The following is a 26320-nucleotide window of genomic DNA, read 5'->3' on the forward strand; positions in this document are numbered from 1 at the left end:
TTAGTCATTTTAAAAATAAATTTGGGCTGCTTTTTTTATCAACATAGTTTGAGTTAAATTTAGCCTAATCACAATATATAGTGTTTTTAAATTAATAATGCACTATATGTGGTTAAAACCATCAATTGGACTTTGCCAATTAAAATCAGCGTTCCAATTTAATGCGTCTGCTTCACTAGGTACATAACCCCACAATGCTGTCGAGCTGTGCATATTTGCGGCTTTTGCAGCTTGAATATCACGCTCGGCGTCACCTATATACAAACAACGGGCTGGATCTACTGCTAACAGTTTGGCTGTATGCAATAAAGGTAAAGGTGATGGTTTTGCCACTTCAAGCGTGTCACCACTGACTACTGCTTGTGCATTTTGAAGCGTTTTGATCTTTGCAATCAGTGGGATCGTTAAAAAGCTGGGCTTGTTAGTCATTATGCCCCATTTAATGTTTTTCTTTTCAAGTGCCAATAATAATTGCGCGATACCATCAAAGCAGCGGCTGTGAACAGCAATATTATCACTGTAAGCGCTGAGTAGTTGTTGGCGAAGTGTGTTTGGGTCTTCTTGTTTAAGCCAAAGTTCACCAAAGCCGGCTTGCAATAACGCAGCCGCGCCGTTAGAAGCAGCAGGGCGGTATATATCAGCGCTGACTTTGGGTAAGTTATGCGACACTAATACAGTGTTTAGTGCCGCGCCTAAATCGTCGGCGGTATCGAGTAAGGTGCCATCTAAGTCAAAAATAAAGGCGTCATAGTCTATATCGTGGATCTGCTTGTTTGAAGTGACCATTATGCAAGCTTCTCAAAATGGAGAATATAGTTGACGCTTACATCGTTATTTAGCGTGTATTGTTTAGATAATGGATTGTAATTGAGACCAGTACTGGCTCTTACTTTTAAACCTGCTTGCTCAGCCCAAGCAATCAATTGTGCCGGTTTAATAAACTTTTTATGGTCATGCGTGCCTTCAGGCACCATTTTCAACAGTTTTTCAGCCCCTACAATGGCAAACAAATACGCTTTTGGTGTTTTGTTTAACGTTGAGAAAAACACATCTGCCCCAGGTTTAGCAAGCGCAGCGACCGCATGAATAATAGAAGCTGGATCTGGTACGTGCTCTAACATTTCCATGCAGGTAATTACGTCAAAGCGAGCAGGGTTAGCTTGTGCATACTCTTCCGCAGGTACTTTTATGTAATCTACATTTACACCCGTTTCTAAACTATGAAGTTTTGCCACTGTCAGAGGCTCTTGACCCATATCAATGCCTGTTGCCTTGGCACCCATTCTGGCCATGCTTTCAGTTAAAATACCGCCACCACAGCCAACATCAAGTACTTCCTTATCAAATAAGCCTTGTGTTTTGTTGGTGATAAAATCTAATCTTAATGGATTAATCTCGTGAAGAGGCTTAAATTCACCCTCTAAGTCCCACCACCTTTCAGCAATGGCTTCAAACTTTGCAATTTCTGCACTATCTACATTTTGATGTTCGGTCATAAAATACTTCCTCGTCAATCTGAGGCCATTATATAGGGCTAAATTAATAAATCGCAAAGATTTAGCGCCTGTAAATCTAAATTAATTGTGATAGCATGGTCTATTAGAATACGTTTAATAACAACAAATACTCTGAAGGCCATTTAAAATGGTACGTTAAGAGTTAATACTGAAGGAATGTGATATCAAATGACTGATCTCGCCAATGAAATTCTGCCAGTCAATATTGAAGACGAGTTAAAAACGTCCTACCTAGATTACGCGATGAGCGTAATTGTTGGACGTGCATTACCAGACGTACGTGATGGTTTAAAACCAGTTCACCGCCGCGTTTTGTTTGCAATGAACGAGCTTAGTAATGATTGGAATAAACCATATAAAAAATCGGCACGTGTTGTCGGTGACGTAATTGGTAAATACCATCCCCATGGCGACAGTGCGGTTTATGACACCATAGTCCGTATGGCCCAGCCATTTTCTTTACGTTACATGTTAGTAGACGGCCAAGGTAACTTTGGTTCTGTTGATGGTGACTCTGCGGCAGCTATGCGTTATACCGAAGTACGTATGGCAAAAATGTCGCATGAATTATTAGCCGACCTTGAGAAAGAGACGGTTGATTTTGTACCCAACTATGATGGTACTGAGCAAATCCCAGACGTGTTACCAACGAAAGTTCCTAACTTGTTAGTGAATGGCTCGTCAGGTATTGCGGTTGGTATGGCAACAAATATACCGCCACACAATTTATCTGAGGTTATTAATGGTTGTTTGGCTTTAATTCAAAACCCAGATTTAACTATTCATGAGCTAATTGAATACATTCCTGGCCCTGATTTCCCAACTGCGGCAATCATTAATGGTAAAAAAGGCATTGAACAAGCCTATTTAACCGGCCGTGGTAAAGTCTACATCCGTGCTCGTGCTGAAATTGAAGTGGACGAAAAATCAGGTCGTGAGACCATCATCGTTCATGAAATTCCTTATCAAGTAAATAAAGCCCGTTTGATTGAAAAAATCGCTGAGCTTGTAAAAGATAAGAAAATTGAAGGTATTAGCGCATTACGTGATGAATCTGATAAAGACGGTATGCGTATCGTTATTGAGATCAAACGTGGTGATGTAGGCGAAGTTATTTTAAATAACCTGTATGCACAAACACAGCTTCAAACAGTGTTTGGTATGAACATGGTTGCTTTGATCAATAACCAACCTAAATGCTTCAACCTAAAAGAAATGCTAGAAGAGTTTATCATTCACCGCCGTGAAGTGGTCACTCGCCGTACTGTGTTTGATTTACGTAAAGCACGTGATCGCGCACATACGCTTGAAGGTTTAGCAATCGCGCTTGCGAATATAGACCCGATTATCGAATTAATTCGTAAATCACCGACACCAGCAGAGGCGAAAGCTGCATTAACAGCTCGTCCTTGGGAGTTAGGTAACGTTAAGTCAATGCTTGAAAAAGCGGGTGAAGCAAACGTTGCACGCCCTGATTGGTTAGCGGACGACTTAGGTATTCGTGACGGTCAATATTATATTTCAGAGCAGCAAGCCCAAGCAATTCTTGACCTACGCTTACACAAGCTAACTGGCCTTGAACATGAAAAAATCTTAAACGAGTACCAAACGTTATTAGATTTAATTGCTGAGTTATTACATATCTTGGCATCGCCTGAGCGTTTAATGGAAGTTATTCGTGATGAGCTGGTTGAAATTAAAGATCAATATGGTGATGAGCGCCGCACTGAAATTAACGCTGCAGCACACGATATCAGTCTAGAAGACTTGATCAACGAAGAAGATGTTGTTGTAACCTTATCTCACGAAGGATATGTGAAGTATCAACCATTATCAGATTACGAAGCACAGCGACGTGGTGGTAAAGGTAAATCAGCAACGAAGATGAAAGATGAAGATTTCATCGAGCGTTTATTGGTTGCGAATACTCACGATACTATTTTGTGTTTCTCAACAGCAGGGCGCTTGTACTGGCTTAAAGTGTATCAATTACCACTCGCTAGCCGCGCAGCCCGTGGTAAGCCAATTGTAAACTTGTTACCACTTGAAGCTGATGAGCGTATTACCGCTATCCTACCGGTACGTGAATACGAAGAAGATAAATACATCTTCATGGCAACTGCATTTGGTACAGTGAAGAAAACACCACTAACTGCATACAGCCGTCAACGTGCAAGCGGTATCATTGCGGTAAACCTTAATGAAGGTGATAGCCTTATCGGTGTAGATATCACTGATGGCAGCAACGAGATCATGCTCTTCACTGACGCAGGTAAAGTTGTTCGCTTTAAAGAAGCCGAAGAATCAGTAGTAGTTGATGAAAACGGTAACCCAGTGTTTGACGAAAATGGTAACCCTGAAATCCGCTTTAAAGGTGTACGTCCGATGGGCCGTACAGCAACAGGTGTTCGTGGTATTAAGATGGCTGACGAACAACGTGTTGTATCGTTAATCGTACCAAAAACGGATGGTGCTATTTTAACTGTAACTGAAAATGGTTACGGTAAACGAACGCAGCTTGAAGATTACCCATCTAAGAGTCGTGCAACGCAAGGTGTTGTATCGATTAAGGTGAGTGAACGTAATGGTGCTGTTGTTGGTGCTGTGCAAGTTGATGACAACGACGAAATTATGATTATCTCTAATCGTGGTACGCTTGTTCGTACACGTGTAAACGAAGTTTCTACCGTTGGGCGTAATACCCAAGGTGTTATTTTGATAAGAACTATTGACGAAGAGCAAGTAGTTGGTTTACAACGTATCGAAGAGATCGAAATCGATGAGCTCATAGCTATCGAGGGCGAGAGCGAAGAAGTAGTCGAAACGGTTAATGAAGAAACGGGTGATAATCCACCGGTTGAATAATATTAACTATCAAAAAGCGGCTTATGCCGCTTTTTTTATGGGTATTAATAATCAATTACTGGAATGAGGAAAGGTAATGAGTATATATAATTTTTGTGCGGGTCCAGCAATGCTTCCGCCAGCGGTGATGGGAAAAGCACAAAAAGAATTTGTTGATTGGCAAAATCTAGGTGTGTCGGTGATGGAGGTAAGTCACCGTAGTAAAGAATTTTTAGCACTAACTGAAAAGTGTGAAGCAAGCTTGCGCCGTTTAATGAATATTAGTGATGAGTTTGAAGTGCTATTTATGCACGGTGGTGGTCGAGGTCAATTTGCCGCTGTTCCTTTAAACTTACACTTAGATGACAAAACCGCTGTTTATTGTGAAAACGGTGTGTGGTCCAAAGGAGCTGTAGCTGAGGCAGTAAAATTTACCCAAGTTGAAGAGCTTGATGTACGTAATGATACGAGTGAGCAGTTTTCAATAAAACCGGTAAGTGAATGGTCATTCCCGAAGGATGCTTCATATATTCATTATTGTCCTAATGAAACAATTGACGGCATTGAAGTGTTTGATGTACCAAGTCATCCCACCGCGCCTATTGTTGCTGATATGTCATCAACTATATTGTCTCGCGAATTTGATGTTAACCAGTTTGATTTAATTTATGCCGGTGCGCAAAAGAATATAGGTCCTTCAGGGCTTGCCATTGTTATAGTTCGCAAAACCCTACTTGAACGCCAAGGACTCCCTAAGCCAGGTGTATTTGATTATGCTCTTGAAGTTAAACAAGGCAGCATGTACAACACGCCGCCTACTTTTGCTTGGTACTTAGCCGCTGAAGTATTCGAATGGCTTGAGCAAAATGGCGGTGTCAAAGCGATGGAGCAGCAAAATATTGCAAAAGCAGAGCTGTTATATGGATTTATTGACGAATCACCGTTTTATGCAAATAAAGTAGCTAAGCATTGCCGCTCTCGTATGAACGTACCGTTTTGGTTAAATGATGAAAGCTTAAATGAGCAGTTTTTAAACCAAGCTAAAGCAGCAGGTTTAGTTGCGCTTGAAGGTCACCGAATTGTAGGCGGGATGCGTGCAAGTATTTATAATGCAATGCCGCTTGCAGGGGTTCAAGCTTTAGTCAACTTTATGGCTGAGTTTGCAAAGGAGAACAGTTAATGGAGCAACTTCGTCTAGAACCTATTTCACGTGTTAATGGGAGTGTTACTTTACCAGGGTCAAAAAGCTTGTCTAATAGAATCCTTCTATTAGCAGCCCTTGCCAAAGGGACTACCGTTGTTGAAAACTTACTTGATAGCGATGATATTCGTCACATGCTTGGTGCCCTAAAGTTATTAGGCGTTAATGTACAACTCAATGAAGATAAAACAGTAGCAACGGTACAAGGTGTTGGTGGAGAGTTTTTAACGCCGTCAGAGCCTTTGTTCTTGGGTAACGCAGGAACAGCATATCGCCCTTTAACCGCAGTATTAGCTGCTGTAAAGGGGGAGTATGAGTTAATCGGCGAGCCGCGTATGGAAGAACGACCAATTGGCCATTTGGTTGATGCATTACAATCTTTAGGCGGTAATGTTAATTATTTAAAAAGTAAGAATTATCCACCACTGAAAATTTGCGGTGGCGAAATAGCTGGCGGCCAAGTAGAAATCGATGGCAGTATTTCGAGCCAGTTTCTAACCGCGCTATTAATGGCCGCACCTTTATTTAACGGTGATACCACAATCTCTATAAAAGGCACGCTAGTATCAAAGCCTTATATTGATATTACATTAGATGTTATGGCACGTTTTGGCATACAGGTTAGCCATGATGATTATCAAACCTTTTATGTTAAAGGCGCGCAGCAGTACCAAGCGGTTGAGCGTATTATGGTAGAGGGTGATGCTTCATCGGCTTCATATTTTGTTGCGGCAGCTGCAATAGCCGGCGGTGAGATTGAGATAAAAGGTGTGGGTGCTAAATCTGTTCAAGGTGATATCGGCTTTGCTAAAGTTATGGAACAGGTAGGAGCCAAAATTGATTGGTATGATGAGCGCTTAGTTGTTCGTAAAGGGCAGCTTAATGGTGTTGATATTGATGCTAACGCAATTCCTGATGCTGCAATGACCCTTGCAACTGTAGCCTTGTTTGCAAAAGGGCCAACGGCAATTCGTAATATTTACAACTGGCGCGTTAAAGAAACAGATAGACTACATGCCATGGCAACAGAGCTCCGTAAAGTAGGAGCAGATGTTGTTGAAGGTGAAGATTATATTGAAATTACACCGCCTGAACAGTTCAATGATGTAGCAATAGATACCTATGACGACCATCGAATTGCGATGTGTTTTTCAATGGTTGCGGTAGGTGGCAAAGCTATAACAATTAACGATCCTAAGTGCACATATAAAACGTTTCCTACCTTTTTCAAGGTATTAGAAAGTGTAAGTGAATAGATTCAAATCAATAAACATAAAAACTTACATACAAAAAGCGGATCTATTTTAATATCTGACGTATAATACGGCGGTTTTATTTTGGTGTGCATTGCAGGAGGTTTAAATGCAGGCGTTATTAATGCCCGTAATCACCGTTGATGGCCCAAGTGGTTCAGGTAAAGGAACTGTTTGTCGCTTGTTAGCCGATAAATTAGGATGGGATGTACTAGACAGTGGCGCGATTTATCGTGTTTTATCACTGGCGGCACTTCATCATCAAATTGCTTTGAACAATGAAGAGGCCCTAGTGCCTTTAGCTGCCAACTTAGATGTGCAGTTTTTAGTTGATAGTGATACGAACGCCGGTAAAGTTATTCTTGAAGGCGAAGATGTTACAACAACGATCCGTAATGAAGAAGTCGGTGCAGCCGCATCTAAAGTAGCAGCTCTACCACGCGTTAGAGAAGCGTTACTTCGTCGCCAGCGTGCGTTTCGTACAGAAAATGGCTTGATTGCGGATGGACGTGATATGGGGACCGTAGTGTTTCCAGACGCGCCGCTAAAAATATATTTAACCGCTAGTGCACAAGAACGAGCTCGCAGGCGTTATGTTGAGTTGAATGAACGTGGTCTTGATGTTACACTAAGTGGTCTATTAGAAGACATTCAAGCACGTGATGATCGCGATATGAATCGTGAAGTTGCGCCGCTTGTGCCCGCAGAAGATGCTATTGAGCTTGATACTAGTGAGCTCAATGCACAGCAAGTGTTTGATAAAGTTATGACTTTGTTAGATTCTGCTATTTCTGAGGGTAAACTTCCGAAAAGAAGTTAAACACATTTTACATGCACCAGCAGGATGCCAGTGCTATTTTAACAACCCCATGCAGCATGGTTGCTTATTGGTATTAAATATATGAGACGTATATTCGTATGTCAGAAAATTTTGCGCAGTTATTTGAAGAAAGCCTAAAGGGTTTTGAAGCAGAGCAAGGCTCTATCGTTAAAGGTACAGTAATCTCAATCGAGAACAACATTGTACTTGTAGATGCTGGTCTTAAATCAGAAAGTGCTATCCCTGCAGAGCAATTCAAAAATGCTGCTGGTGAACTAGAAGTTGCTGTTGGCGACGAAGTAGATGTTGCACTAGATGCAATCGAAGACGGTTTCGGTGAAACTATCCTTTCTCGTGAGAAAGCGAAGCGTCACGAAGCGTGGATCCGTCTTGAGAAAGCATGTGAAGAGCAAGAGACTGTTACTGGTGTTATCAACGGTAAAGTTAAAGGCGGTTTCACAGTTGAAGTTGATTCAATCCGTGCTTTCCTACCTGGTTCACTTGTTGATGTTCGTCCAGTACGTGACACAACTCACCTTGAAGGCAAAGAGCTTGAATTTAAAGTAATCAAGCTTGACCAAAAACGTAACAACGTTGTTGTTTCACGTCGTGCAGTTATCGAATCAGAAAACTCACAAGAACGTGAAGAGCTTCTTGCTAACCTTGTTGAAGGCCAAGAAGTTAAAGGTATCGTTAAGAACCTTACTGACTACGGTGCATTCGTTGACCTTGGTGGTGTTGATGGTCTACTACACATTACTGATATGGCGTGGAAGCGTGTTAAGCACCCTTCAGAAATCGTTAATGTTGGCGACGAAATCGCAGTTAAAGTTCTTAAATTCGACAAAGATAAAACTCGTGTATCTCTAGGCCTTAAACAGCTTGGCGAAGATCCATGGGCAGCTATCGCTGGTCGTTACCCAGAAGGTTCTAAACTTTCTGGTCGTGTAACTAACCTTACTGATTACGGTTGCTTCGTAGAAATCGAAGAAGGCGTTGAAGGTCTAGTACACGTTTCTGAAATGGATTGGACTAACAAGAACATCCACCCTTCAAAAGTTGTTTCACTAGGTGACACTGTTGAAGTTATGGTTCTTGAGATCGACGAAGAACGTCGTCGTATTTCTCTTGGTCTTAAGCAATGTATTGCTAATCCTTGGCAAGAATTTGCTCGTCTTCAAAACAAAGGCGACCAAGTTACTGGTAAGATCAAATCAATCACTGACTTCGGTATCTTTATCGGTCTTGACGGTGGTATTGATGGTCTTGTACACCTTTCAGACATTTCTTGGAATACACCTGGCGAAGACGCTGTACGTGAATTCAAGAAAGGCGACGAAATCACTGCTATCGTATTGCAAGTTGACCCAGAGCGCGAACGTATCTCTCTAGGTGTTAAGCAAATCGAAGCTGACCCATTCAATAACTACCTTGATGCAAACAAAAAAGGTGCTATTGTTAAAGGTAAAGTGACTGAAGTTGATGCGAAAGGCGCAACTGTTGAACTTATCGAAGGCGTTGAAGGTTACATCCGTGTAGCTGATATCGCTCAAGAGCGCGTTGAAGATGCAACTTCTGTTGTTTCTGTAGGCGACGAAATCGAAGTGAAATATGTTGGTGTTGATCGTAAGAACCGCACTTTAAGCCTATCTGTTAAAGCTCTTTTCGAAGCAGAAGAGAAAGAAGCATTAGAGAAGCTTAAGAAAGAAGAGCCAGTGTTCGAAAACGCAATGGCTGCTGCATTCGCAAATGCACAAAAAGACTAATAATTAGTCTTCATTGGAAGGGCAGTGTTGCCCTTCCTTTATCTCTTTTTAAGGAAACGTTATGACTAAGTCAGAATTGATAGAACAACTAGCCGAACAACATGCTCACGTACCAGTGAAAGATGTTGAAAACGCCGTTAAAGAAATTCTTGAACAAATGGCCGGCTCATTATCAAGCTCAGATCGTATTGAGATCCGTGGTTTTGGTAGTTTCTCACTTCACTTTCGTTCACCACGCACTGGTCGTAACCCTAAAACAGGCGATACGGTTGAGTTAGATGGTAAACACGTACCTCATTTTAAGCCTGGTAAAGAGCTAAGAGATCGCGTTAATGCGAGCATCGCCTAGTTACCAGCAGGAGTAGTTACTTGTTTCGAGTATTAAAAACTATCCTCGTAGCAATATGCTTAATATTTGCATTTGTGCTTGGTTCACAGAATCCGCAGTTAGTACAAATTAATTATATTATTGCCAGTAATACACTGCCTCTAGCTATGATTATAAGTATCTGCTTTGCTTTGGGTGTTGTCGTTGGTTGTTTTATTAGTTTTAAACTATTTTCACAATTAAAATGGCAAAATTATCGCTTGAAGAAAAAGTTAGCACCTGAAAAAAACAACTCAAAGCTTGTTGCTAATAAAGATACTTAACTATGATTGAGCTTTTGTTTTTACTATTGCCCGTAGCGGCTGGCTACGGTTGGATTATGGGTAAAAATAGTGCTAAGAACCAAGCTCATCAATTAAACCGCCAAATTACCTCTGAATACAGTAAAGGCTTAAAGTTTTTACTTGATAGAGAGGAAGATCAAGGTTTAGAACACCTTATTAATCTGCTTGAAGTTGCTGCTGACTCTGTTGAGCATTACTCAACGCTAGCAACCATGTTTCGTCGTCGAGGCGAACTTGACCGCGCTATAAAAATTCATGAACTACTTTTAAAACACCCAAGTTTGAATGAGCAACAAGCTGCAGCTAGCCGTTTGGAGCTTGCCGAAGATTATATTATGGCAGGTATGCTTGATGGCGCTGAAGAACATTTAGTCTGGTTAGTAAAAGCAAGTCATGAACAAGCCGTTGATCCACTGCTCACTTTATACGCTCAAACAAGAGAGTGGGAAAAGGGGATTAACATGTTTGAGGCACACAGCGACTTATTTTCAAAGCCTCAACATTTCAAAGCTATAGCAAACTTTTATTGTGAAGCTGCTTTGCTTGAAAACGATCCGCAAATTATGCGAAAGGCAATCAGCTTAAACCATAAAACAATAAGACCATTATTTGAGCTCGGTCAGTCAGCATTCGCAAAAGAAGATTATGTTAAAGCAATATATTATTGGCGCGAGTTAATCTGTAATTTTACTTTTTTTGCACCATTATTTATTGAAGATTTAGCGCATAGCTACCACCAATTAAACTTAACACACCAATTTCATGAGTTGCTTTTACAATTAATTGATAAAGGTGGTGTGTTAATAAAAATAAAGCATTGCCAAGCGCTTATAGAGCAGGGGCATACAGAACAGGCGATTAAGTTTCTAACTGATAGTCTTAAGCGTCAACCTACTATTCGTGGTTTTAGTTTTTTACTGCAATTACTTGCACAGCAAAATCACAACATTAAAGATGTTCTCGACCAGATCGATAACCTAGTTACTTCTTACATTGCCACAAAGCCAGCTTTTCAATGCCAGCATTGTGGATTTACAAGCCATACTATTTATTGGGTCTGCCCATCTTGCAAGCATTGGGAAACCATAGTACCAAGCCGTGGCTTAGACGGTTTTTAATTTTAGTATTACCTCAATTTGTTTAGGAAAGTTATGTCACTCGACCAATCAAAAAAAGTTCTTATTGCCCTTGATTATGATGATCAGCAAACAGCGTTAAATTTTGTTAAACAGCTTTCTCCTGATACGTGCCGTTTGAAAGTAGGCAAAGAGATGTTTACTTATTTTGGACCTGCATTTGTTAAAGAGCTTATTGACCTAGGCTTTGACGTATTCTTAGATCTTAAATTCCATGATATTCCAAACACAGTTGCAAAAGCGGTTACTGCCGCGGCTAAAATGGGTGTATGGATGGTGAATGTTCACGCCAGTGGCGGTGTTGAAATGATGACTAAAGCCAAACAAGCGCTTGAGCAGTTTGGTGATGATGCACCACTTTTAATCGCTGTTACTGTTTTAACCAGTATGGATGCGGCAGAGCTTTCTCGTTTAGGTGTTGATAAAACGCCAGAAGAGCAAGTAATCTATTTAGCAAAACTTGCAAAAGAATCTGGCCTTGATGGGGTAGTATGCTCAGCGCAAGAAGCGAAGAAATTAAAAGCAGAGCTAGGTGAAGATTTTAAACTTGTTACACCTGGTATTCGCCCAGTAGGCAGTGATGCAGGGGATCAAAAGCGTATTATGACACCTAAGCAAGCCATTGAAGATGGCAGTGATTATTTAGTTATTGGGCGACCAATTACACAAGCGGCTGATCCAGTTGCAACACTTAAAGAAATTAATGACTCGTTAAAATAAACAGGCGTTATGTTAATAAGAAAAAAGAGCAAAGTATTTACTTTGCTCTTTTTGTTTCTGGGTATACAAACTAAATAACTTTACGATGAATAGTCAGTAATGTGCTAAAAGCGGGCTATGGTATTAACTCTTTTCTGCCCCATTCCTACTTAGAGTAACGACGCGTAACATTTCTTGGCTTCAGTATTTGACCAAATTTTAATAATGATTAGCTGATAACCCTAATTGCATAGCAATATGGAGTGACTGTATCCATTATTTTTTGATGACTCATTTGTCAATGGTATGTAGAATGAAATCGAGCATTAAAATACTAATACTAAATCCAAGGTGAGGAACAGTTTGAGCTTAAATAATGCGCATGAAGGATATGACTATCAAGATCTAATAACAAGCTATTTCATACTGGAAGAGATACTAAATGGCAATCGAGAAAGCATCTTCTCAATAGACAAAAAGCATACGACAGGAGATACCCCGGATAGATTCGATGACTTAGTTATAACTAACGGGGATAAAGTCCAACGCAAGCAAGTAAAATATAGCAATGAACAGACATCTGTCAGGCTCACCAAAGATTACCTTTCTGCCGATAGCCACTATAAGATAGCGTTACATAAATTATATGAATCATGGAAAGCTCTTAGCACTATTCATACTGAATTTAGGTTATGTTTAGCCTGGGATGAGCCTGTTGAAAGCAAAATTCTGAAGGTGTTAAACCTTCAGCCTTCAAGCCTATCGTCATTCGACTCATTTCCAACTAAAGTTTTTAAGATCGACATAAACCAACTTTGGGAAGTTGAACCTGAGAATTTCAACCGTTGGGATAGTCTAAAGCAATATGTAAAAGAAAATAACATTGATAGAGATGATTTCCGAAAATTTTGTGAATGCCTTCTAATTGAAGTTAACCTTCCAAAAGCCAGTTTAAAATTTGATTCTCCACATGAACTAGAAAAAATATTAATCTCGCAAGCCACAAGGCTAGGAATTGGACAATATCCAAACGATGATATTAACACCATTGATTTTTTAGTGAGACTTGTAAAGCACGTTGGAAGTTATAGAACCAACTCTGCGGTTGTAGCAACTCTAGCTGTATTGAAAGATCTGCGCATTAAAACTGATTATGGAAAAGTTCAGCAAAAGTTTGAAATTGACCAGAGTAAAAACGTTAAGTCCGATTGTAGATATAGTTCATTCTATAACTTTGTTGTAAACAGCAAGAAAGTAATTTTATCAGGTGAACCAGGAGCTGGTAAGTCATGGTTTCTAACCAATCTAATAGATTACTTAGAACGTGAGGGAATAAATGTTCTTCGCCATTATTGTTTCACAAGTACTGAAGACGAATTTGTTGAGAGAAGGGTCAGCTCTAATACTTTTTTTGGAAATCTAATAAGCGGAATAGAAAAAGTATATCCGGAGCTAACTAAAGTAAAAAATCAGACTTTTGCGGCTAACTTAGATGAACTAAACTTGCTTTTGCAAAAAATAGAAGAGCCGCTTGTAATAATAGTAGATGGCTTAGACCATATTAATAGAGTTCTAAGTTCGTCCATTAGCTTACCTAAAGAAAAAACTCAAATTCTAGAAAATATATCTCAGGTATGCATTCCCGATAACGTAACAATAGTATTAGGCTCCCAGCCTGTTGAAGAGTTAAATTTTCTTAAAAAGGACTTCAGTTATAGGGAGCACCAGTTGCCTGCTTGGGGCATTCAGGATACTAAAGAGTTAGCAAAAAAACATGGAATTACAAAATTAGATTGCAATGATGAAGATATCGTCACATTAATTCATGAAAAGAGTGAGGGTAATCCACTTTATTTAACTTATATATTATTAACACTAGAAAATAGCGAAGTAATAAGTGATGAGATCATACATTCTCTACCCCCTTATGATTTCAACCTGAAAAAATACTACGAATACTTAACAAGTAAAATTGAAAATAACACAACAGCGGAGATCTTATCTTGCCTAGATTTTTCTGTAACCAGAAAAGAGCTGCAAGAGATAATACCGGTGAAGCACCATTTTAATTCTAGTATGAAAGTACTGTCCCCCGTTATTTCTGAGAATACTGCTAGGGGTGGACTAAAGCTTTACCATGATAGTTTCAGGCGATTTAACATGGAAAAGTTAGCTGATATCGAAGAAGCTCTAGATGCAAACTATGAATTCATCATAGACTGGCTAAATTGTGAATGCTTTTTTGAAAGTGACAAATCTTACCGTTATTTATTTAGTTACCTAATGCGAGCAAAGAAGTATGAGGATATTAGTAGATATGCATCTGACAACTTTCTACCAAATAGCTTATATTATGCTCACTCAGAATCATTAATTAGAAGAAACTACGAAAGCTTTCTAAGTGTCGCCAAAAAAACACAAAACTGGTCCCTATTTGTTTATGCTAGTGAACTGAATAGAGCGATAAATACAACTAGCTCAGAAGAGCACCACAGTCAGTTTCTACAAAATTTCGAACTATACTTTGAAGCCATTTGCTTGATCTATGGAGTAGAAAAAGCAAATGCGCTTTTATATTTTAATGGTGAAAAAAATCATAGTAATTCAGTTACAGCGCAAGCATTTCGAGTATTAGAAATGCATGACTATTCTCCTAATTGGGAGGATGTAAATGAGCTATTTTCAGGGGAGATAAGGCAAGATGATTTCAAATACTATATTAGCTTTTTCAACCAAACCAATGATGATTTTTTTGCGTTTCTAAACAAAGCAATACAGCATGAAGATAGAACCTATCTTAGAGTACTTTTAGAAGAGGTGTTCAGACTCAAAGGCAGTGATTATTTAGTTGATCTACATAGCAAACTTACGGGCATTGAAAAAGAGTCAACGGGGCTTATCATTAATAACCTTTTCGAAAGGGAGAATTGTTCGACGAGAATACCGATAAAGGTAGAGAGCAATGTGACTCTAGAGCCATTATCATTGCCGCTCATCAGCGAAACTGTAGAAAAAAACGAACTGGTTAGATTTTGTATACAATTAGAGCTGTATTCAAGTAACGATTTAAATAGTTTGATTAGCTTCGAAAAAACAATTTCTTGTGATTATATTGCTCACAGTTGGATAAAGTTTTTTATACGGAACCTTGTCATAGACAAGACTTGTCAGGACTCTTCATTAGAAGAACAAATAATTCAAAGTTTCTTGATATTAGCAGATGACATGACTAACTTTCCTAGAGCGAGGTATTCTAGTTTTCTCTTTGATAATAGAGACTTGATTGATAGAAGCTTTGAGCAAGCATTGGTGCATGTTAACTCACAATTAGCATGGAAGAATATTTTTGATATCAGAAGGAAAATTGTATTTCCTATTATCCCAATGATAGAGAAGCGATTTATCAATAAGAATAATACCAACTTATTGATAGAGACTTATGATAGCTTTGATGAAGAAAATAGTGATTATTTTGAACACGCAGAGAATTCATTCAAAAAGGCAATTTATCGTGCAAAAGTAGGGGATCTTGAAAATGCTAAGTTAGAGCTTAAAAATGCTGTTCATTTAACAACTAGCTACACATCTCGAAAAGATAGAAATTTAGCAGAAGTAATCGACCCGCTACCCTCACTGAATAACATAAGTCCCAGTTTTGCTAAAGAATATACTAAAAAGCTTAAATACCTCACTGATGCTGTTATGAAGCATACCGAAGATGGCAAAGATACAAGGTGGTTAACTATAGAATGGTTTGAAATGTTCATAAAAGTTGATTTCAAACTAGCTGCGAAATATTTAATCAATGAAATGCTTACCAATGGGTATTTTTGGAAATTAGACTTTATGTATGTGGATTTATTGAAACATAGCGATAACGTCGAGCCCAGTATTTTAAATTTTCTTTATAGATTAACTCCAACAAACATTAAAGATGCATATCTCAACAGTTTTTTGGAGGTAATTGAGCGTTTAGAAAAGAAGGATGATAAGTTAGCCAAAGCATCTATGATTAATCTTTCTACAAGAGACTGGAATGACTCTTATGATACATTGAATCAAAAAACCGTTCGCAAATATAATAATATTGCTCACAAATTAGGGATTAACTTACATTTAGAGGAAGTTAAAGAAAAAAACGATGGAACTGCGCACTCATTTGATAACGAAAAATTATCTATAAAACTAACTACCCAGTTTTGTAAAGAAGATAGCTTAAGGAATAAATCTACGCAGGATCTAGTTGATTATTTAGTTTCCCAAGAGTTCTTGGGGGTCGACAATCTCAATTACTTACACTTTTTCTTTAAAGAGGAAAATAATACCGAATTAGCTAATGAAATACTCATGCCTCTTATCCGAAAAAGGTTTCCAAGAGGACAAGAGTACTTTACAAACTTGCGGGGAGTGATTGGAGGAATTACCCTCTCAGATAGAGATAAGGTTTTATTATTGGTTAACAATTTTGTGCATTCAAAAGACGGGTGGTTTTCTAGTTTTGTCGACAAGGATTCATTACTCCAAGCTGTTACGATCGATAAAGATATTGCTCAAAACTGTTTAGCGTCAGCTTTATATTCTTTTTATCAAAATAAAGACTATTCATCCAAAACGACGGCTAACCTAATTATCGCTTTTGAATATGTAGGCATTGATAAACAGAGTATTTTATCAATGTATGAAAGAGGTTTTGATTTCATTAAAAGTAGGTTGCCAGACGAGAGTGAATTTGAATGGGAAAATTTAGATTATATTGAAATATCTGAGATGAATCATGATGAAAGAGCAATTACGTTGCTCCTTAGTAAAGCAAACAATTTAGATTCATCAGTTCAACGAGAGATTATTTGTGCGTTAAATTACTTAATTAAAAATCACACTAACCTTTTAATCAAACCCCTTAGCTGGTTTTTCGATAACTTTCATATGTTTCATCACTCAACAATTGCCTCAATCCTTGAGCTTATATCGATTGAAATAAAACAGCTTAAGTCATTATTACTAGAGATAAAGCCATCGATAAAAAAACTTATAGGGGCGCAAAACTTGTACATACAAAATGAAGTTGAGAGTATTTTTAGTGAGTTAAGTAATGAATAGTAATATTATAAATGCAATCAATAACTCAAGGCCTATCAGTTACTTAATCTCATTAGAGATTGAGGTGGACGACGTAATAAACGTAATAATACAGAACTTTAATGAAGATGAATTTGAGCACTTTATTAATAGATCCAACGGGATGCTTTCTCCGAACACTTATATCTATGATTTAGTTTTTAAGCATGTAAATGAATTTTTATATCAACAATATAGAGAATCAGTCATTTTTGAAGGTGATGGAAAAATAGATGTTAGAACAATGATTGCAACATCTAACTCTCTTGTTAATAGGCCCAACTTAGTAAAGCCGCTTGATAAATCAACTGGATTTAGTGCTCCTGATGAATTAAACGATTTTGTTGTCATTGCTAGATTTGAGCGTCAGTTTGAAACTAGAGATTATGGCAGCAACACCAGAGGCAATCGCGCAGTCGTATGTGAAGGTTGCCTGCCAAAGAAAATTAAAATGAACCCCTTGAAAAGCTTTCCTTGTACTCAAGACATTTGGAAAGATGAATACTGTTATGGAACTCCAATCATCCAAGGGTTCTGTTTTAATGAAAATAGCTTAGAGGCAGCACAAGTTATTTGGATGAATGGTGAACTGCTGAGTATATTAGGCTTGAGTGTGGATCATCATGATAACGGACTCAGAGCCATAAATGAAAATGGTGAAGCCGTTTTGATATATCGTTACTGGAGAGAAAGTTTAATCGGAAAAGGGGCTTCCTTTGTTGGTTTAGATTCCAATATCTCAAAATTAGAAGGTTGTGATTTAATTTTGAGAAAAGACTTCTATGAAAAGTTAAAGGCGATCATTCCTGATATGGTTTTCTACACAGAAATAATCTAGTTAAATCTGTAATCCTCCTTGAAAAACGTCGCTATGGTAATATTATTCTAGAGGTATGGGCTGATTTAGGGAGGAGGCAAAGCTTACTTTTTCTAACTTAAAGGTAACGTTCTGGATCAAAAATGCTAAATTGTTTCTGTCCAGAAATGAGTTCGTCTGTTTATCGCTCATCGTTGCCAATGGAACTTATAAAACAAAAAAGAGCAAAGCTTTCACTTTACTCTTCTCTAAATCACTTAATACTGACAAGCTTACAGCTTACTTAAGCCTAATCGACTTAGCTTCAATATCAATTAACCCTTGCTTAAACAAACCGCCAATGGCTTTTTTGTAGTTTGCTTTGCTGGTTGAGAACACTTTTTTGATAAGTTCAGGATCTGATTTATCGCCAATTGCGAGCACGCCACCTTCATGCTTTAACTTATCCATGATTTTTTCACCAAGCTCACTGACTTTTCCCATTCCTGGCTTTTCAAGAATGACATCAATTTTGCCATCTTCACGGACTTTTTGAATAAAGCCTTTTAGTTTTTGGCCGACAAATAAGTTCTTGAACACCATATTATAAAAAACCACGCCAAAGTGCGATTCTTCTACTAATACTTTGTAACCAATGTCAGTTTTGCCTGCAACAATTAAATTAACTTCCTGTAAGTGGCTATATTGCGGCTCTTCTTTAGAAAGAAAACGATTGAAATTGCTAGATGCACAAATACGTGAGCTGGCGTTGTCTAAGTAAAGACGTACTAAGTATGAGTGACCTTCTTGCATACGAGGCTTTTGTTCATTAAATGGGGCAAGTACATCTTTATCTAAGCCCCAATCTAAGAAAGCCCCAATGCTATTAATTTCTTTAACTCGAAGTAGGGCGTATTCACCGACTTGCGCGTGTGGCTTTTTGGTTGTGGCTGTAGGTAGATTTGCATTATCTAAAAATATAAAAACACTTATGCTGTCACCGGCTTCAAGCTCATGTTTAATTTCATGGCTCGGTAGAAAGACTTCGCCTAAATCGTGGCCATCAAGGTAAGCACCTTCATTACTGACTTCATTTACAAATAAGGTTTGTGTTGTACCAAGGTAACTCATAATTATTCCTGCTCTGGCTTTTTACGACGACGCATAGGCGCATCACCATCAATATTTAATGGTGCTTTAATAGGGGCTTGTGGCTTCTTAGGCTTAGCTTTTCGCTTAGGTGTAGCTTTAGCTTTTGGCTTTACTTTATCATTAACTTTATTCTGTACTTGTGGTTTTTTATCCCGCAGACCTTTGAACTTACCGGTTAAACCTTCAACAGTATGGAACTCTAACTCATCATTTAAAAATGACTTTATTGCTTTGTAACTAGGCCAATCTTTTGGACCTACCAATGAGATAGCTGTGCCCTTAAAACCAGCACGACCAGTTCGGCCAATACGGTGAACGTATTCTTCAGCATGTTTTGGCAAGTCAAAGTTAATAACATGGGTGACACTTAACAAGTCTAAGCCGCGAGAGGCAACATCCGTAGTAATAAGTACTTTGAAGTTTTCTCGGCTGAAGGCATCCATGATTTCAAGACGTTTACTTTGCGTTAAATCACCAGCTAGGGCTTGTGTTTTTAATCCTTTACTATTTAAAAGCTCACTTAATCGTGCTGTGTCTGCGCGCGTTGCTGTAAAAATAATACATTGGCCGACGTCATCTTGTTTAACAAAGTGCGCTAATAGCGCTTCTTTGTGATCAAGGTGATCTGCTAAATATAAACTCTGTTTGATATCAGAGTGCTGCTCGTTTGCGGCGCTGAGCATAATTTGCTTTGGCTTTTTAAGTAAGTTACGCGATAGGGCATCAACTTGTGCATGATCAAGCGTTGCAGAAAACAATAATGTTTGACGTAAACGGTGATTGGCTAATTCATTGATCATTTTAAGTTGTTCAGTAAAACCAAGATCAAGGATACGGTCTGCTTCGTCAAAAATTAATAACTCTAAGCCACTTAATTGCAGTGAGCGTTGAGTGAGGTGATCCGCTAGTCTACCCGGCGTAGCTACCACAAAATGCGGGTCATTTCTTAGCGCTTTTATTTGATCATTAAAGTTTTCACCACCGAGTATTTTTAGCGCTTTTATATTTGTTCCTGCGATAAGTAATCTAAGTTGAGTAAAAACTTGAGTGGCAAGCTCTCTGGTAGGAGCGACAATTAAAACGCGCGGGTCACGTTTACTGAGCGCTTTTTGCTTCATTACACGTTGTACGGCTGGTAATAAAAACGCCAATGTTTTACCTGAGCCAGTTTTAGATTGAGCAAAAATATCATGGCCAGCCAAAGCTGTAGGCACAGCGTGTGCCTGAATATCAGTTGGCTGAGTAATGCCTTGATGCGCAAGTTGAGTTTCAAGGCGGTTATCAATGCCAAGATCAGTAAAGTGCAAAGTGTCTATCTCCAAATGAGTAATTTAAATCTTCATAAATCTGAACGCTATTATAGCTTAGTCCTATGCATCGCTGACAGTAAAAACCAGACAATCATAGGTTTTTTTGCATTTAAAAAGAAAAAGCGTAAAATATGCGCCCCAATGCGCCGGATTTACGATTCGGTAAACGCCCCTTGCGGGTTTTAAAAGCAAAATAGGAAAACCATGACTGCTATCCATAAAGATAATGTAACCAGTGAACACTTTGTTGTGTGCGCTATGTATAAATTTGTTTCTCTACCTGATTTTGAGGCACTTCGCCAACCTTTACTTAATGTAATGGAGCAAAACGACGTACGTGGCACTTTGTTAATTGCCGCAGAAGGCATCAACGGTACTGTCGCTGCAAAACGCCAAGGCATTGATAATTTACTGGCGTGGTTAGACACTCAACCAAATCTAGACAATATTGTGACTAAAGAATCATATGATGACGAATGCCCGTTCTATCGTACAAAAGTAAAACTAAAAAAAGAAATTGTCACTATGGGTGTTGAAGGTATTGACCCTCTAAAAGTGGTTGGTAGTTATGTGAAGCCTCAAGATTGGAATGCACTTATCTCAGACCCTGAAGTAATTTTAGTTGATACCCGTAACGACTATGAAATTGAAATAGGTACGTTTGAAAACGCAGTTGATCCAAATACAAAAACATTCCGTGAATTCCCGCAGTGGGCAAAAGAAAACCTTGATCCAGAAAAGCATAAAAAAGTAGCTATGTTTTGTACTGGTGGTATTCGCTGCGAAAAATCAACAGCTTATATGAAAGAGCAAGGATTTGATGAGGTTTACCACCTTGAAGGCGGCATATTAAAATATTTAGAAGAAGTACCAAAAAAAGACACCATGTGGGAAGGTGAGTGCTTTGTATTTGATAACCGAGTTGCGGTAAATCATGATTTACAAAAAGGCTCTTACGATCAATGCCATGCGTGTCGTATGCCAATTACCGAAGAAGAAAAGCAAAAGCCTGAATATATGGAAGGGGTGTCATGTCATCACTGTATTGATGATGTAACCGACGAGCAACGTGCTCGCTTTGCTGAGCGTCAAAAGCAAATAGAATTGGCGCAAGCACGCGGTGAAGGCCACATTGGTAACGAAGCTCAAGCTGTTTTACAACAACGCAAAGAAGCAAAAAAAGCGCAAAAAGAAGCGCAACGTAAACAGTAACACCCCTTTGTATTGTTAATAAAAAAACCCCAGTTTTATGGGGTTTTTTATTGCCTGTTTATTCGAAATAACTAATGTGCTGAAAAAACCTGACAGTGAGATCTTGACGCTCTTTGTTTATAGCCAAAGGTTCAACCATTTCGCGGATCACACTTTCAACTTTGTTCATAAATCGACCATGCCCAACTCCTTGCTCATCATTATCGCTTGCAACAATTACAAAGTGCATCGTTTCAACAAGTTTGTCATCCAACCAATGTTGACTATATTGCGGCACATTGTCTGTAGTCGAAAAACTCAGTTTTTGTAGTTCACTATTGCTATCGTTTTTATCAATTTGACTGTTACGTATAATAGGCATACAGCCATTTGCAACCATTGCTGCTAAGTTTAGCTGTTTAGATTCACACTGTTGAACAAGTAACGTGTAAAAGTGATTATAAAAATCAACGTAATTTGGTTTATTCATTAAATGTTGAAATTGTGTTTTGAGCATACGTGTAACGGGAATTCTAAATGTCGCGTAAGTCATCTCGTTATGCTCTTTAGGTAAAGAGCAATGCCTGCTTTGATAACGTTGATATAAGCCGCGCAATTTATATCCGTAGCTCTCTTTACAGCCCTTTGCTTTAGCAAATAAATCATATGTTAGATGCTGATGGTCACGTACTTTGAACTGTTCTTCGCCTTCAAGAATGCTATTTTGTAGTGCTGAAAGAACTTTCACCACTTTAGCGTGAAAGATTGCACTGTTGGCACGAAGATCATCACCTGTTGCTAAAAAGAGTAATCTAATTTTTTTACTTTTGTGACCATCGTTATAAAAGCATTTGTGCGCTTCGTGATAACGTGGGTTATAAAAAAATAAAATCTGTTTAGGTGTTTGTAAGTTATATGACTCCTCATGAAACCTTACAACGGGCAACTTGTCATTCGCGATTAAATGTACATTATGCAGTTCATATTCGTCACATAATGCAAAGAGTTGACGTGATAAGCGTTCATAACACTGTTGAGGATCTGTAAAATGGGCATAGAATTCATTGCTTGGATTAAATTCTGCGAGAATGTATTGGTTTGCGCGTGCGGTGGTCGGAATATAAACACGATGCTGCGATAGTGAAGCCATTATTTGTCCCTAATTGCGTTTCGATAATGGCGCTACTTTAACGTGTTTCAATGACTCTTTTATTGCGCTAGAACAAATTATCTTCATTCCTACCTTACAATTGAATAATCAAAAAATACTGCTGTCGTTTAGTTTTAATAATATGCAAGAAACCTAAATCTATTGCTGTATGTTAAGGTTTGTTTTTGTAATAATGCATTAGTTTTATCACCATGCACTTATGTGAGGATTGTACTCCTATGGCGGAAATTGAGAATCGCCCAAGTAATTTTATTAGAACCCGTATTGATGAAGATTTAGCATCTGGGAAACATGCAACTACGCATACACGTTTTCCTCCAGAGCCTAATGGTTTCTTACATATTGGCCATGCCAAATCTATCTGTTTAAATTTTGGAATTGCCCAAGATTATAACGGTCTTTGTAATTTACGATTTGATGATACTAACCCAGAAAAAGAAGACATCAACTATGTAAACTCTATAAAAGAAGACGTGCAGTGGTTAGGCTTTAAGTGGGATGGTGAAATTAATTATTCATCTAACTATTTTGATGCCTTATATGGCTATGCTGTTGAGCTTATTGAAAAAGGCCTTGCTTATGTGTGCTTTTTGACAGCCGATCAAGCTCGTGAGTACCGCGGCACATTAAAAGAGCCGGGTAAAAATAGCCCAACACGTGATACTTCACCACAAGAGAACCTCGCCTTATTTGAAAAAATGCGTAATGGTGAGTTTAAAGAAGGTGAGTGTGTATTACGCGCTAAAATTGATATGGCAAGTTCATTTATGGTGCTTCGCGATCCAATTATTTATCGCGTACGTTTTGCACATCACCATCAAACTGCTGATAAGTGGTGCATTTACCCGATGTACGATTTCACGCACTGTATTTCAGATGCGCTTGAAGGCATTACCCATTCGTTATGTACACTCGAGTTCCAAGATAACCGTCGTTTATACGATTGGGTACTTGATAATATCAGCCTTGAATGTCATCCACAGCAAATTGAATTTTCACGTTTAAACCTTGAATACACCATTATGTCAAAACGTAAGTTAAATGACTTAGTGGTAAATGGGCACGTAGAAGGGTGGGACGACCCACGTATGCCAACAATTGCTGGTCTTCGTCGTCGTGGCTATACACCTGCTTCTATCCGTGAGTTCTGTTTACGTATTGGTGTTACCAAGCAAGAAAATATGGTTGAAATGGGCATGCTTGAAGCATGTATCCGTGAAGACTTAAACGAAAATGCACCGCGTGCAATGGCTGTACTTGATCCTGTTAAAGTTGTAATCGAAAACTTTACTGATGAAGTTGAAACTTTATCTGTTGCTAATCACCCTAATAAGGAAGAAATGGGTCGTCGCGATGTTCCTTTCACTCGCGAGCTTTATATTGAGCGTGAAGACTTCCGTGAAGAAGCCAATAATAAGTTTAAACGTTTAGTGCTTGATAAAGAAGTGCGCTTACGTGGTGCTTATGTAATAAAAGCGAATCGTGTAGAGAAAGATGAAACGGGTGAAATTACAACTATATATTGTACTTATGATCCTGAGACGCTGGGTAAAAACCCATCTGACGGACGTAAAGTTAAAGGTGTAATTCATTGGGTAAGTGCGACTGAGTCAGTAACAGCTGAAGTGCGTTTATATGACCGTTTGTTTAGTGTACCAAATCCAGCTGCTGCTGAAGATTTTGCAACTACATTAAACCCTGAATCATTAGTGGTTCTAACCAACGCGAAGCTTGAGCCATCACTTGAAAAAGCAACACCAGCTAAAGGTTTTCAGTTTGAACGAACAGGCTACTTTAGTCGTGATACTAAATCAGAGACTTTAGTGTTTAATCAAACTGTGGGTCTTCGTGATTCATGGGCTAAAATGGAACAGAAGTAATTCTGTTCTATAAACACTTGATACAAAAAAACCTGCATTAAGCAGGTTTTTTTATTACGTACTAATAACCGAATTATTGGTTATCAGAGAAAGCTTTACACGCTTGTGTATCAGTACACTCGCCGTATAAATAAAGAGAGTGGTTAGTTAATTTGATACCATTCGCTTCAGAAATTTCAACCTGACGACGCTCGATTAGTTCATCTTCAAATTCAATAACTTTGCCACATTTTAAACACACAAGGTGATCGTGGTGAGTGCTGCCTGATAATTCAAATACTGACTTTCCACCTTCAAAGTGATGGCGAGAAACAATACCAGCATCATCGAATTGGTTAAGCACGCGATAAACAGTTGCAAGGCCAATTTCTTCGCCTAGATCCAACAGAATTTTGTAAACATCTTCAGCGCTGATGTGTTGGTTATCTGGAGATTGTAAAATCTCTAAAATTTTAATACGCGGTAATGTTACTTTTAAACCGGCTTTTTTTAATTCCAAGTTGTGATCAGTCATTAAATCTGTCTCAATTTTTTATTGGTTACTCTGGTACACCTATAAAAGGTGTGCACGACACATTAGCAATAACTAGAATAACGTGCAAAACGATCAAGTGCAAAGGTCTATTTAAATAAACAGCCTGAAAGCTCAAATGCTAGCCAGCAAAGTATATTTAAAAACCAATTGATTAATCAGCGAGTTCGCTTAAACACATTTCATCATATACTTGTGCAGACCAAGCTTTTACGCGCTGTTCAGTAAGCTCTGGTTGACGATCTTCATCAATGCCTAAGCCGACAAAGTGGTTGTCATCAGCCATACCTTTAGATGCTTCAAAGTCGTAGCCTTCAGTTGACCAGTGACCAACAATAATTGCACCACGCTCAGTAACGATGTCATTGATCATACCCATGGCATCTAAAAAGTATTCAGCGTAGTCTTCTTGATCGCCACAACCAAAAATAGCAACAAGCTTACCGTCAAAATCAATTTCTTCAAGTTCAGGGAAGAAGTCATCCCAGTCACATTGTGCTTCACCATAGTACCAAGTAGGAATACCAAATAAGATTAAATCAAATTCTGCAATCTCTTCTTTAGAGCTTTTAGCAATATCATGAACAGCCACTAGCTTTTTACCCAATTCTTTTTGGATCATTTTAGCTACGTGCTCTGTGTTACCTGTATCGCTTCCGAAAAAAATACCTACACTTGCCATGAACTTAAAACCTTCTATCTATCAATAGCCAATCTTTCTTGTAAAATTGTTTCAATCAGTGCACTACGGCTAATATTCTGTGCATCGGCCATATCGCTTAACGCTTGATACAACTGCGATGAAACTTTAAATTCAACACGTTTTAAACCACGTGCTTTATCTCTTTTTATTTGATTACGTTTATTGACCTTTAACTGAATATCTCTAGGCAGAGGATTCGTTTTAGGGCGGCCAGGGCGCTTTTCGTATTCAAATAGATCGAGCGTTGTTCTGTCTGTTTCAGATTTAGCCATGGTAGATTACCCTACACCCGCACCTTGCCAAAAAACTTGAATAAGTCCTTTTGCAATAAACCCAGAACAGCCTAAAAAAAGTACAAGCCATACTATGTAGCGACCATATTTAGGAACGCTGCCACGTTTGAGTACGTCTTGAATAGCCATACCGATAAAAAAGAACACACCGGCTAAGCCAAAATACAACCCAAGGGTATCAAATTCGTTAATTAACTGACTGACCATCAACGTATAACCTTTAAATTAAACGGCGCGTACTATAGCACACTAAATAATAATAATTT

22 protein-coding genes are annotated in these 26320 nt (G+C 38.6%); 13 read left to right on the plus strand and 9 right to left on the minus strand.

The window, feature by feature from the left end; all coding sequences use genetic code 11:
• Nucleotides 1–102: 102 nt before the first annotated feature.
• Nucleotides 103–786 (minus strand): HAD family hydrolase, encoded by a 684-nt coding sequence (locus ACHUE3_RS04830; RefSeq protein ID WP_394190731.1) that lies wholly within the window; start codon nucleotides 784–786, stop codon nucleotides 103–105.
• Entirely contained in the window at nucleotides 786–1496 is a 711-nt protein-coding gene (gene ubiG, locus ACHUE3_RS04835; protein ID WP_394190733.1) for a bifunctional 2-polyprenyl-6-hydroxyphenol methylase/3-demethylubiquinol 3-O-methyltransferase UbiG, read from the minus strand. The genes ACHUE3_RS04830 and ubiG overlap by 1 nt, the downstream gene beginning before the upstream one ends.
• Before the next feature lie 189 nt (nucleotides 1497–1685).
• On the opposite strand from ubiG, the gene gyrA reads away from it, so the two are divergent.
• The 11 genes from gyrA to ACHUE3_RS04890 all read left to right on the plus strand — a co-directional run bounded on the left by gyrA (nucleotide 1686) and on the right by ACHUE3_RS04890 (nucleotide 17864).
• Entirely contained in the window at nucleotides 1686–4382 is a 2697-nt protein-coding gene (gene gyrA / locus ACHUE3_RS04840; protein ID WP_394190735.1) for a DNA topoisomerase (ATP-hydrolyzing) subunit A, read from the plus strand.
• Between the two features lie 76 nt (nucleotides 4383–4458).
• Entirely contained in the window at nucleotides 4459–5541 is a 1083-nt protein-coding gene (gene serC, locus ACHUE3_RS04845) for a 3-phosphoserine/phosphohydroxythreonine transaminase (protein WP_394190737.1), read from the plus strand.
• Nucleotides 5541–6818 (plus strand): 3-phosphoshikimate 1-carboxyvinyltransferase, encoded by a 1278-nt coding sequence (gene aroA / locus ACHUE3_RS04850; RefSeq protein ID WP_394190739.1) that lies wholly within the window; start codon nucleotides 5541–5543, stop codon nucleotides 6816–6818. The genes serC and aroA overlap by 1 nt, the downstream gene beginning before the upstream one ends.
• Nucleotides 6819–6924: 106 nt before the next feature.
• Nucleotides 6925–7635 carry a (d)CMP kinase gene (gene cmk / locus ACHUE3_RS04855; protein ID WP_394190741.1) on the plus strand — a complete coding sequence of 237 codons (711 nt, stop codon included), beginning with the start codon at nucleotides 6925–6927 and terminating at the stop codon, nucleotides 7633–7635.
• 98 nt (nucleotides 7636–7733) lie between these two features.
• On the plus strand, nucleotides 7734–9401 hold the full coding sequence (gene rpsA, locus ACHUE3_RS04860) for a 30S ribosomal protein S1 (protein WP_058558687.1): 1668 nt from the start codon (nucleotides 7734–7736) through the stop codon (nucleotides 9399–9401).
• Between the two features lie 61 nt (nucleotides 9402–9462).
• Nucleotides 9463–9750, plus strand: coding sequence for an integration host factor subunit beta (ihfB, locus tag ACHUE3_RS04865; protein WP_087532199.1), 288 nt, complete (start codon nucleotides 9463–9465; stop codon nucleotides 9748–9750).
• A 20-nt stretch (nucleotides 9751–9770) separates the two neighbouring features.
• Nucleotides 9771–10052, plus strand: coding sequence for a lipopolysaccharide assembly protein LapA domain-containing protein (locus tag ACHUE3_RS04870; protein ID WP_394190745.1), 282 nt, complete (start codon nucleotides 9771–9773; stop codon nucleotides 10050–10052).
• Nucleotides 10053–10054: 2 nt separating this feature from the next.
• Nucleotides 10055–11191 carry a lipopolysaccharide assembly protein LapB gene (lapB, locus tag ACHUE3_RS04875; RefSeq protein ID WP_394190747.1) on the plus strand — a complete coding sequence of 379 codons (1137 nt, stop codon included), beginning with the start codon at nucleotides 10055–10057 and terminating at the stop codon, nucleotides 11189–11191.
• 33 nt (nucleotides 11192–11224) lie between these two features.
• Entirely contained in the window at nucleotides 11225–11929 is a 705-nt protein-coding gene (gene pyrF, locus ACHUE3_RS04880) for an orotidine-5'-phosphate decarboxylase (RefSeq protein ID WP_394190749.1), read from the plus strand.
• A gap of 342 nt (nucleotides 11930–12271) precedes the next feature.
• Nucleotides 12272–17008 carry an ATP-binding protein gene (locus ACHUE3_RS04885; RefSeq protein WP_394190751.1) on the plus strand — a complete coding sequence of 1579 codons (4737 nt, stop codon included), beginning with the start codon at nucleotides 12272–12274 and terminating at the stop codon, nucleotides 17006–17008.
• Entirely contained in the window at nucleotides 17001–17864 is an 864-nt protein-coding gene (locus ACHUE3_RS04890; protein WP_394190753.1) for a hypothetical protein, read from the plus strand. The genes ACHUE3_RS04885 and ACHUE3_RS04890 overlap by 8 nt, the downstream gene beginning before the upstream one ends.
• A 258-nt stretch (nucleotides 17865–18122) precedes the next feature.
• Here the strand turns inward: ACHUE3_RS04890 and ACHUE3_RS04895 are convergent, their stop codons facing one another.
• Together ACHUE3_RS04895 and ACHUE3_RS04900 are read right to left on the minus strand one after the other, a co-directional pair.
• A complete protein-coding gene (locus ACHUE3_RS04895; RefSeq protein WP_394190755.1) occupies nucleotides 18123–18953 on the minus strand; it encodes a CvfB family protein in 831 nt (276 codons plus the stop codon).
• Nucleotides 18954–18955: 2 nt separating this feature from the next.
• The gene (locus ACHUE3_RS04900; RefSeq protein ID WP_394190757.1) at nucleotides 18956–20281 is read right to left on the minus strand and encodes a DEAD/DEAH box helicase; all 1326 of its coding nucleotides are present in this window, start codon (nucleotides 20279–20281) and stop codon (nucleotides 18956–18958) included.
• 207 nt (nucleotides 20282–20488) lie between these two features.
• Between ACHUE3_RS04900 and trhO the strand changes: the two genes are divergently transcribed.
• On the plus strand, nucleotides 20489–21496 hold the full coding sequence (gene trhO, locus ACHUE3_RS04905; RefSeq protein WP_394190759.1) for an oxygen-dependent tRNA uridine(34) hydroxylase TrhO: 1008 nt from the start codon (nucleotides 20489–20491) through the stop codon (nucleotides 21494–21496).
• A 58-nt stretch (nucleotides 21497–21554) separates the two neighbouring features.
• Here the strand turns inward: trhO and ACHUE3_RS04910 are convergent, their stop codons facing one another.
• Complete coding sequence (locus tag ACHUE3_RS04910; protein WP_394190761.1) at nucleotides 21555–22625, minus strand: DUF3083 family protein; 1071 nt, start codon at nucleotides 22623–22625, stop codon at nucleotides 21555–21557.
• Nucleotides 22626–22864: 239 nt separating this feature from the next.
• Between ACHUE3_RS04910 and glnS the strand changes: the two genes are divergently transcribed.
• Nucleotides 22865–24526 carry a glutamine--tRNA ligase gene (glnS, locus tag ACHUE3_RS04915; protein WP_394190763.1) on the plus strand — a complete coding sequence of 554 codons (1662 nt, stop codon included), beginning with the start codon at nucleotides 22865–22867 and terminating at the stop codon, nucleotides 24524–24526.
• Between the two features lie 73 nt (nucleotides 24527–24599).
• Here the strand turns inward: glnS and fur are convergent, their stop codons facing one another.
• The 4 genes from fur to ACHUE3_RS04935 all read right to left on the minus strand — a co-directional run bounded on the left by fur (nucleotide 24600) and on the right by ACHUE3_RS04935 (nucleotide 26261).
• On the minus strand, nucleotides 24600–25040 hold the full coding sequence (gene fur, locus ACHUE3_RS04920) for a ferric iron uptake transcriptional regulator (protein ID WP_058558701.1): 441 nt from the start codon (nucleotides 25038–25040) through the stop codon (nucleotides 24600–24602).
• A 172-nt stretch (nucleotides 25041–25212) separates the two neighbouring features.
• Nucleotides 25213–25740: a flavodoxin FldA gene (gene fldA / locus ACHUE3_RS04925; RefSeq protein WP_394190765.1), complete on the minus strand. Its 528-nt coding sequence runs from the start codon at nucleotides 25738–25740 to the stop codon at nucleotides 25213–25215.
• Between the two features lie 14 nt (nucleotides 25741–25754).
• A complete protein-coding gene (ybfE, locus tag ACHUE3_RS04930) occupies nucleotides 25755–26033 on the minus strand; it encodes a LexA regulated protein (protein WP_058558703.1) in 279 nt (92 codons plus the stop codon).
• Nucleotides 26034–26039: 6 nt separating this feature from the next.
• Complete coding sequence (locus tag ACHUE3_RS04935) at nucleotides 26040–26261, minus strand: DUF2788 domain-containing protein (protein WP_058558704.1); 222 nt, start codon at nucleotides 26259–26261, stop codon at nucleotides 26040–26042.
• Nucleotides 26262–26320: the final 59 nt, after the last annotated feature.

The sequence above is a fragment of the Pseudoalteromonas atlantica genome (assembly GCF_043641955.1).
Lineage (GTDB): Bacteria > Pseudomonadota > Gammaproteobacteria > Enterobacterales > Alteromonadaceae > Pseudoalteromonas > Pseudoalteromonas atlantica_A.

What these genes read in the sequence shown, in the direction of transcription:
- ACHUE3_RS04830 (WP_394190731.1), bottom strand. Translation starts at nt 786, where the DNA reads ATGGTCACTTCAAACAAGCAGATCCACGATATAGACTATGACGCCTTT.
- ybfE (WP_058558703.1), bottom strand. Translation starts at nt 26,033, where the DNA reads ATGGCTAAATCTGAAACAGACAGAACAACGCTCGATCTATTTGAATAC.
- ACHUE3_RS04935 (WP_058558704.1), bottom strand. Translation starts at nt 26,261, where the DNA reads ATGGTCAGTCAGTTAATTAACGAATTTGATACCCTTGGGTTGTATTTT.
- ACHUE3_RS04895 (WP_394190755.1), bottom strand. Translation starts at nt 18,953, where the DNA reads ATGAGTTACCTTGGTACAACACAAACCTTATTTGTAAATGAAGTCAGT.
- pyrF (WP_394190749.1), top strand. Translation starts at nt 11,225, where the DNA reads ATGTCACTCGACCAATCAAAAAAAGTTCTTATTGCCCTTGATTATGAT.
- serC (WP_394190737.1), top strand. Translation starts at nt 4,459, where the DNA reads ATGAGTATATATAATTTTTGTGCGGGTCCAGCAATGCTTCCGCCAGCG.
- gyrA (WP_394190735.1), top strand. Translation starts at nt 1,686, where the DNA reads ATGACTGATCTCGCCAATGAAATTCTGCCAGTCAATATTGAAGACGAG.
- cmk (WP_394190741.1), top strand. Translation starts at nt 6,925, where the DNA reads ATGCAGGCGTTATTAATGCCCGTAATCACCGTTGATGGCCCAAGTGGT.
- fldA (WP_394190765.1), bottom strand. Translation starts at nt 25,740, where the DNA reads ATGGCAAGTGTAGGTATTTTTTTCGGAAGCGATACAGGTAACACAGAG.
- lapB (WP_394190747.1), top strand. Translation starts at nt 10,055, where the DNA reads ATGATTGAGCTTTTGTTTTTACTATTGCCCGTAGCGGCTGGCTACGGT.
- fur (WP_058558701.1), bottom strand. Translation starts at nt 25,040, where the DNA reads ATGACTGATCACAACTTGGAATTAAAAAAAGCCGGTTTAAAAGTAACA.
- rpsA (WP_058558687.1), top strand. Translation starts at nt 7,734, where the DNA reads ATGTCAGAAAATTTTGCGCAGTTATTTGAAGAAAGCCTAAAGGGTTTT.
- glnS (WP_394190763.1), top strand. Translation starts at nt 22,865, where the DNA reads ATGGCGGAAATTGAGAATCGCCCAAGTAATTTTATTAGAACCCGTATT.
- ubiG (WP_394190733.1), bottom strand. Translation starts at nt 1,496, where the DNA reads ATGACCGAACATCAAAATGTAGATAGTGCAGAAATTGCAAAGTTTGAA.
- ihfB (WP_087532199.1), top strand. Translation starts at nt 9,463, where the DNA reads ATGACTAAGTCAGAATTGATAGAACAACTAGCCGAACAACATGCTCAC.
- aroA (WP_394190739.1), top strand. Translation starts at nt 5,541, where the DNA reads ATGGAGCAACTTCGTCTAGAACCTATTTCACGTGTTAATGGGAGTGTT.
- ACHUE3_RS04890 (WP_394190753.1), top strand. Translation starts at nt 17,001, where the DNA reads ATGAATAGTAATATTATAAATGCAATCAATAACTCAAGGCCTATCAGT.
- ACHUE3_RS04910 (WP_394190761.1), bottom strand. Translation starts at nt 22,625, where the DNA reads ATGGCTTCACTATCGCAGCATCGTGTTTATATTCCGACCACCGCACGC.
- trhO (WP_394190759.1), top strand. Translation starts at nt 20,489, where the DNA reads ATGACTGCTATCCATAAAGATAATGTAACCAGTGAACACTTTGTTGTG.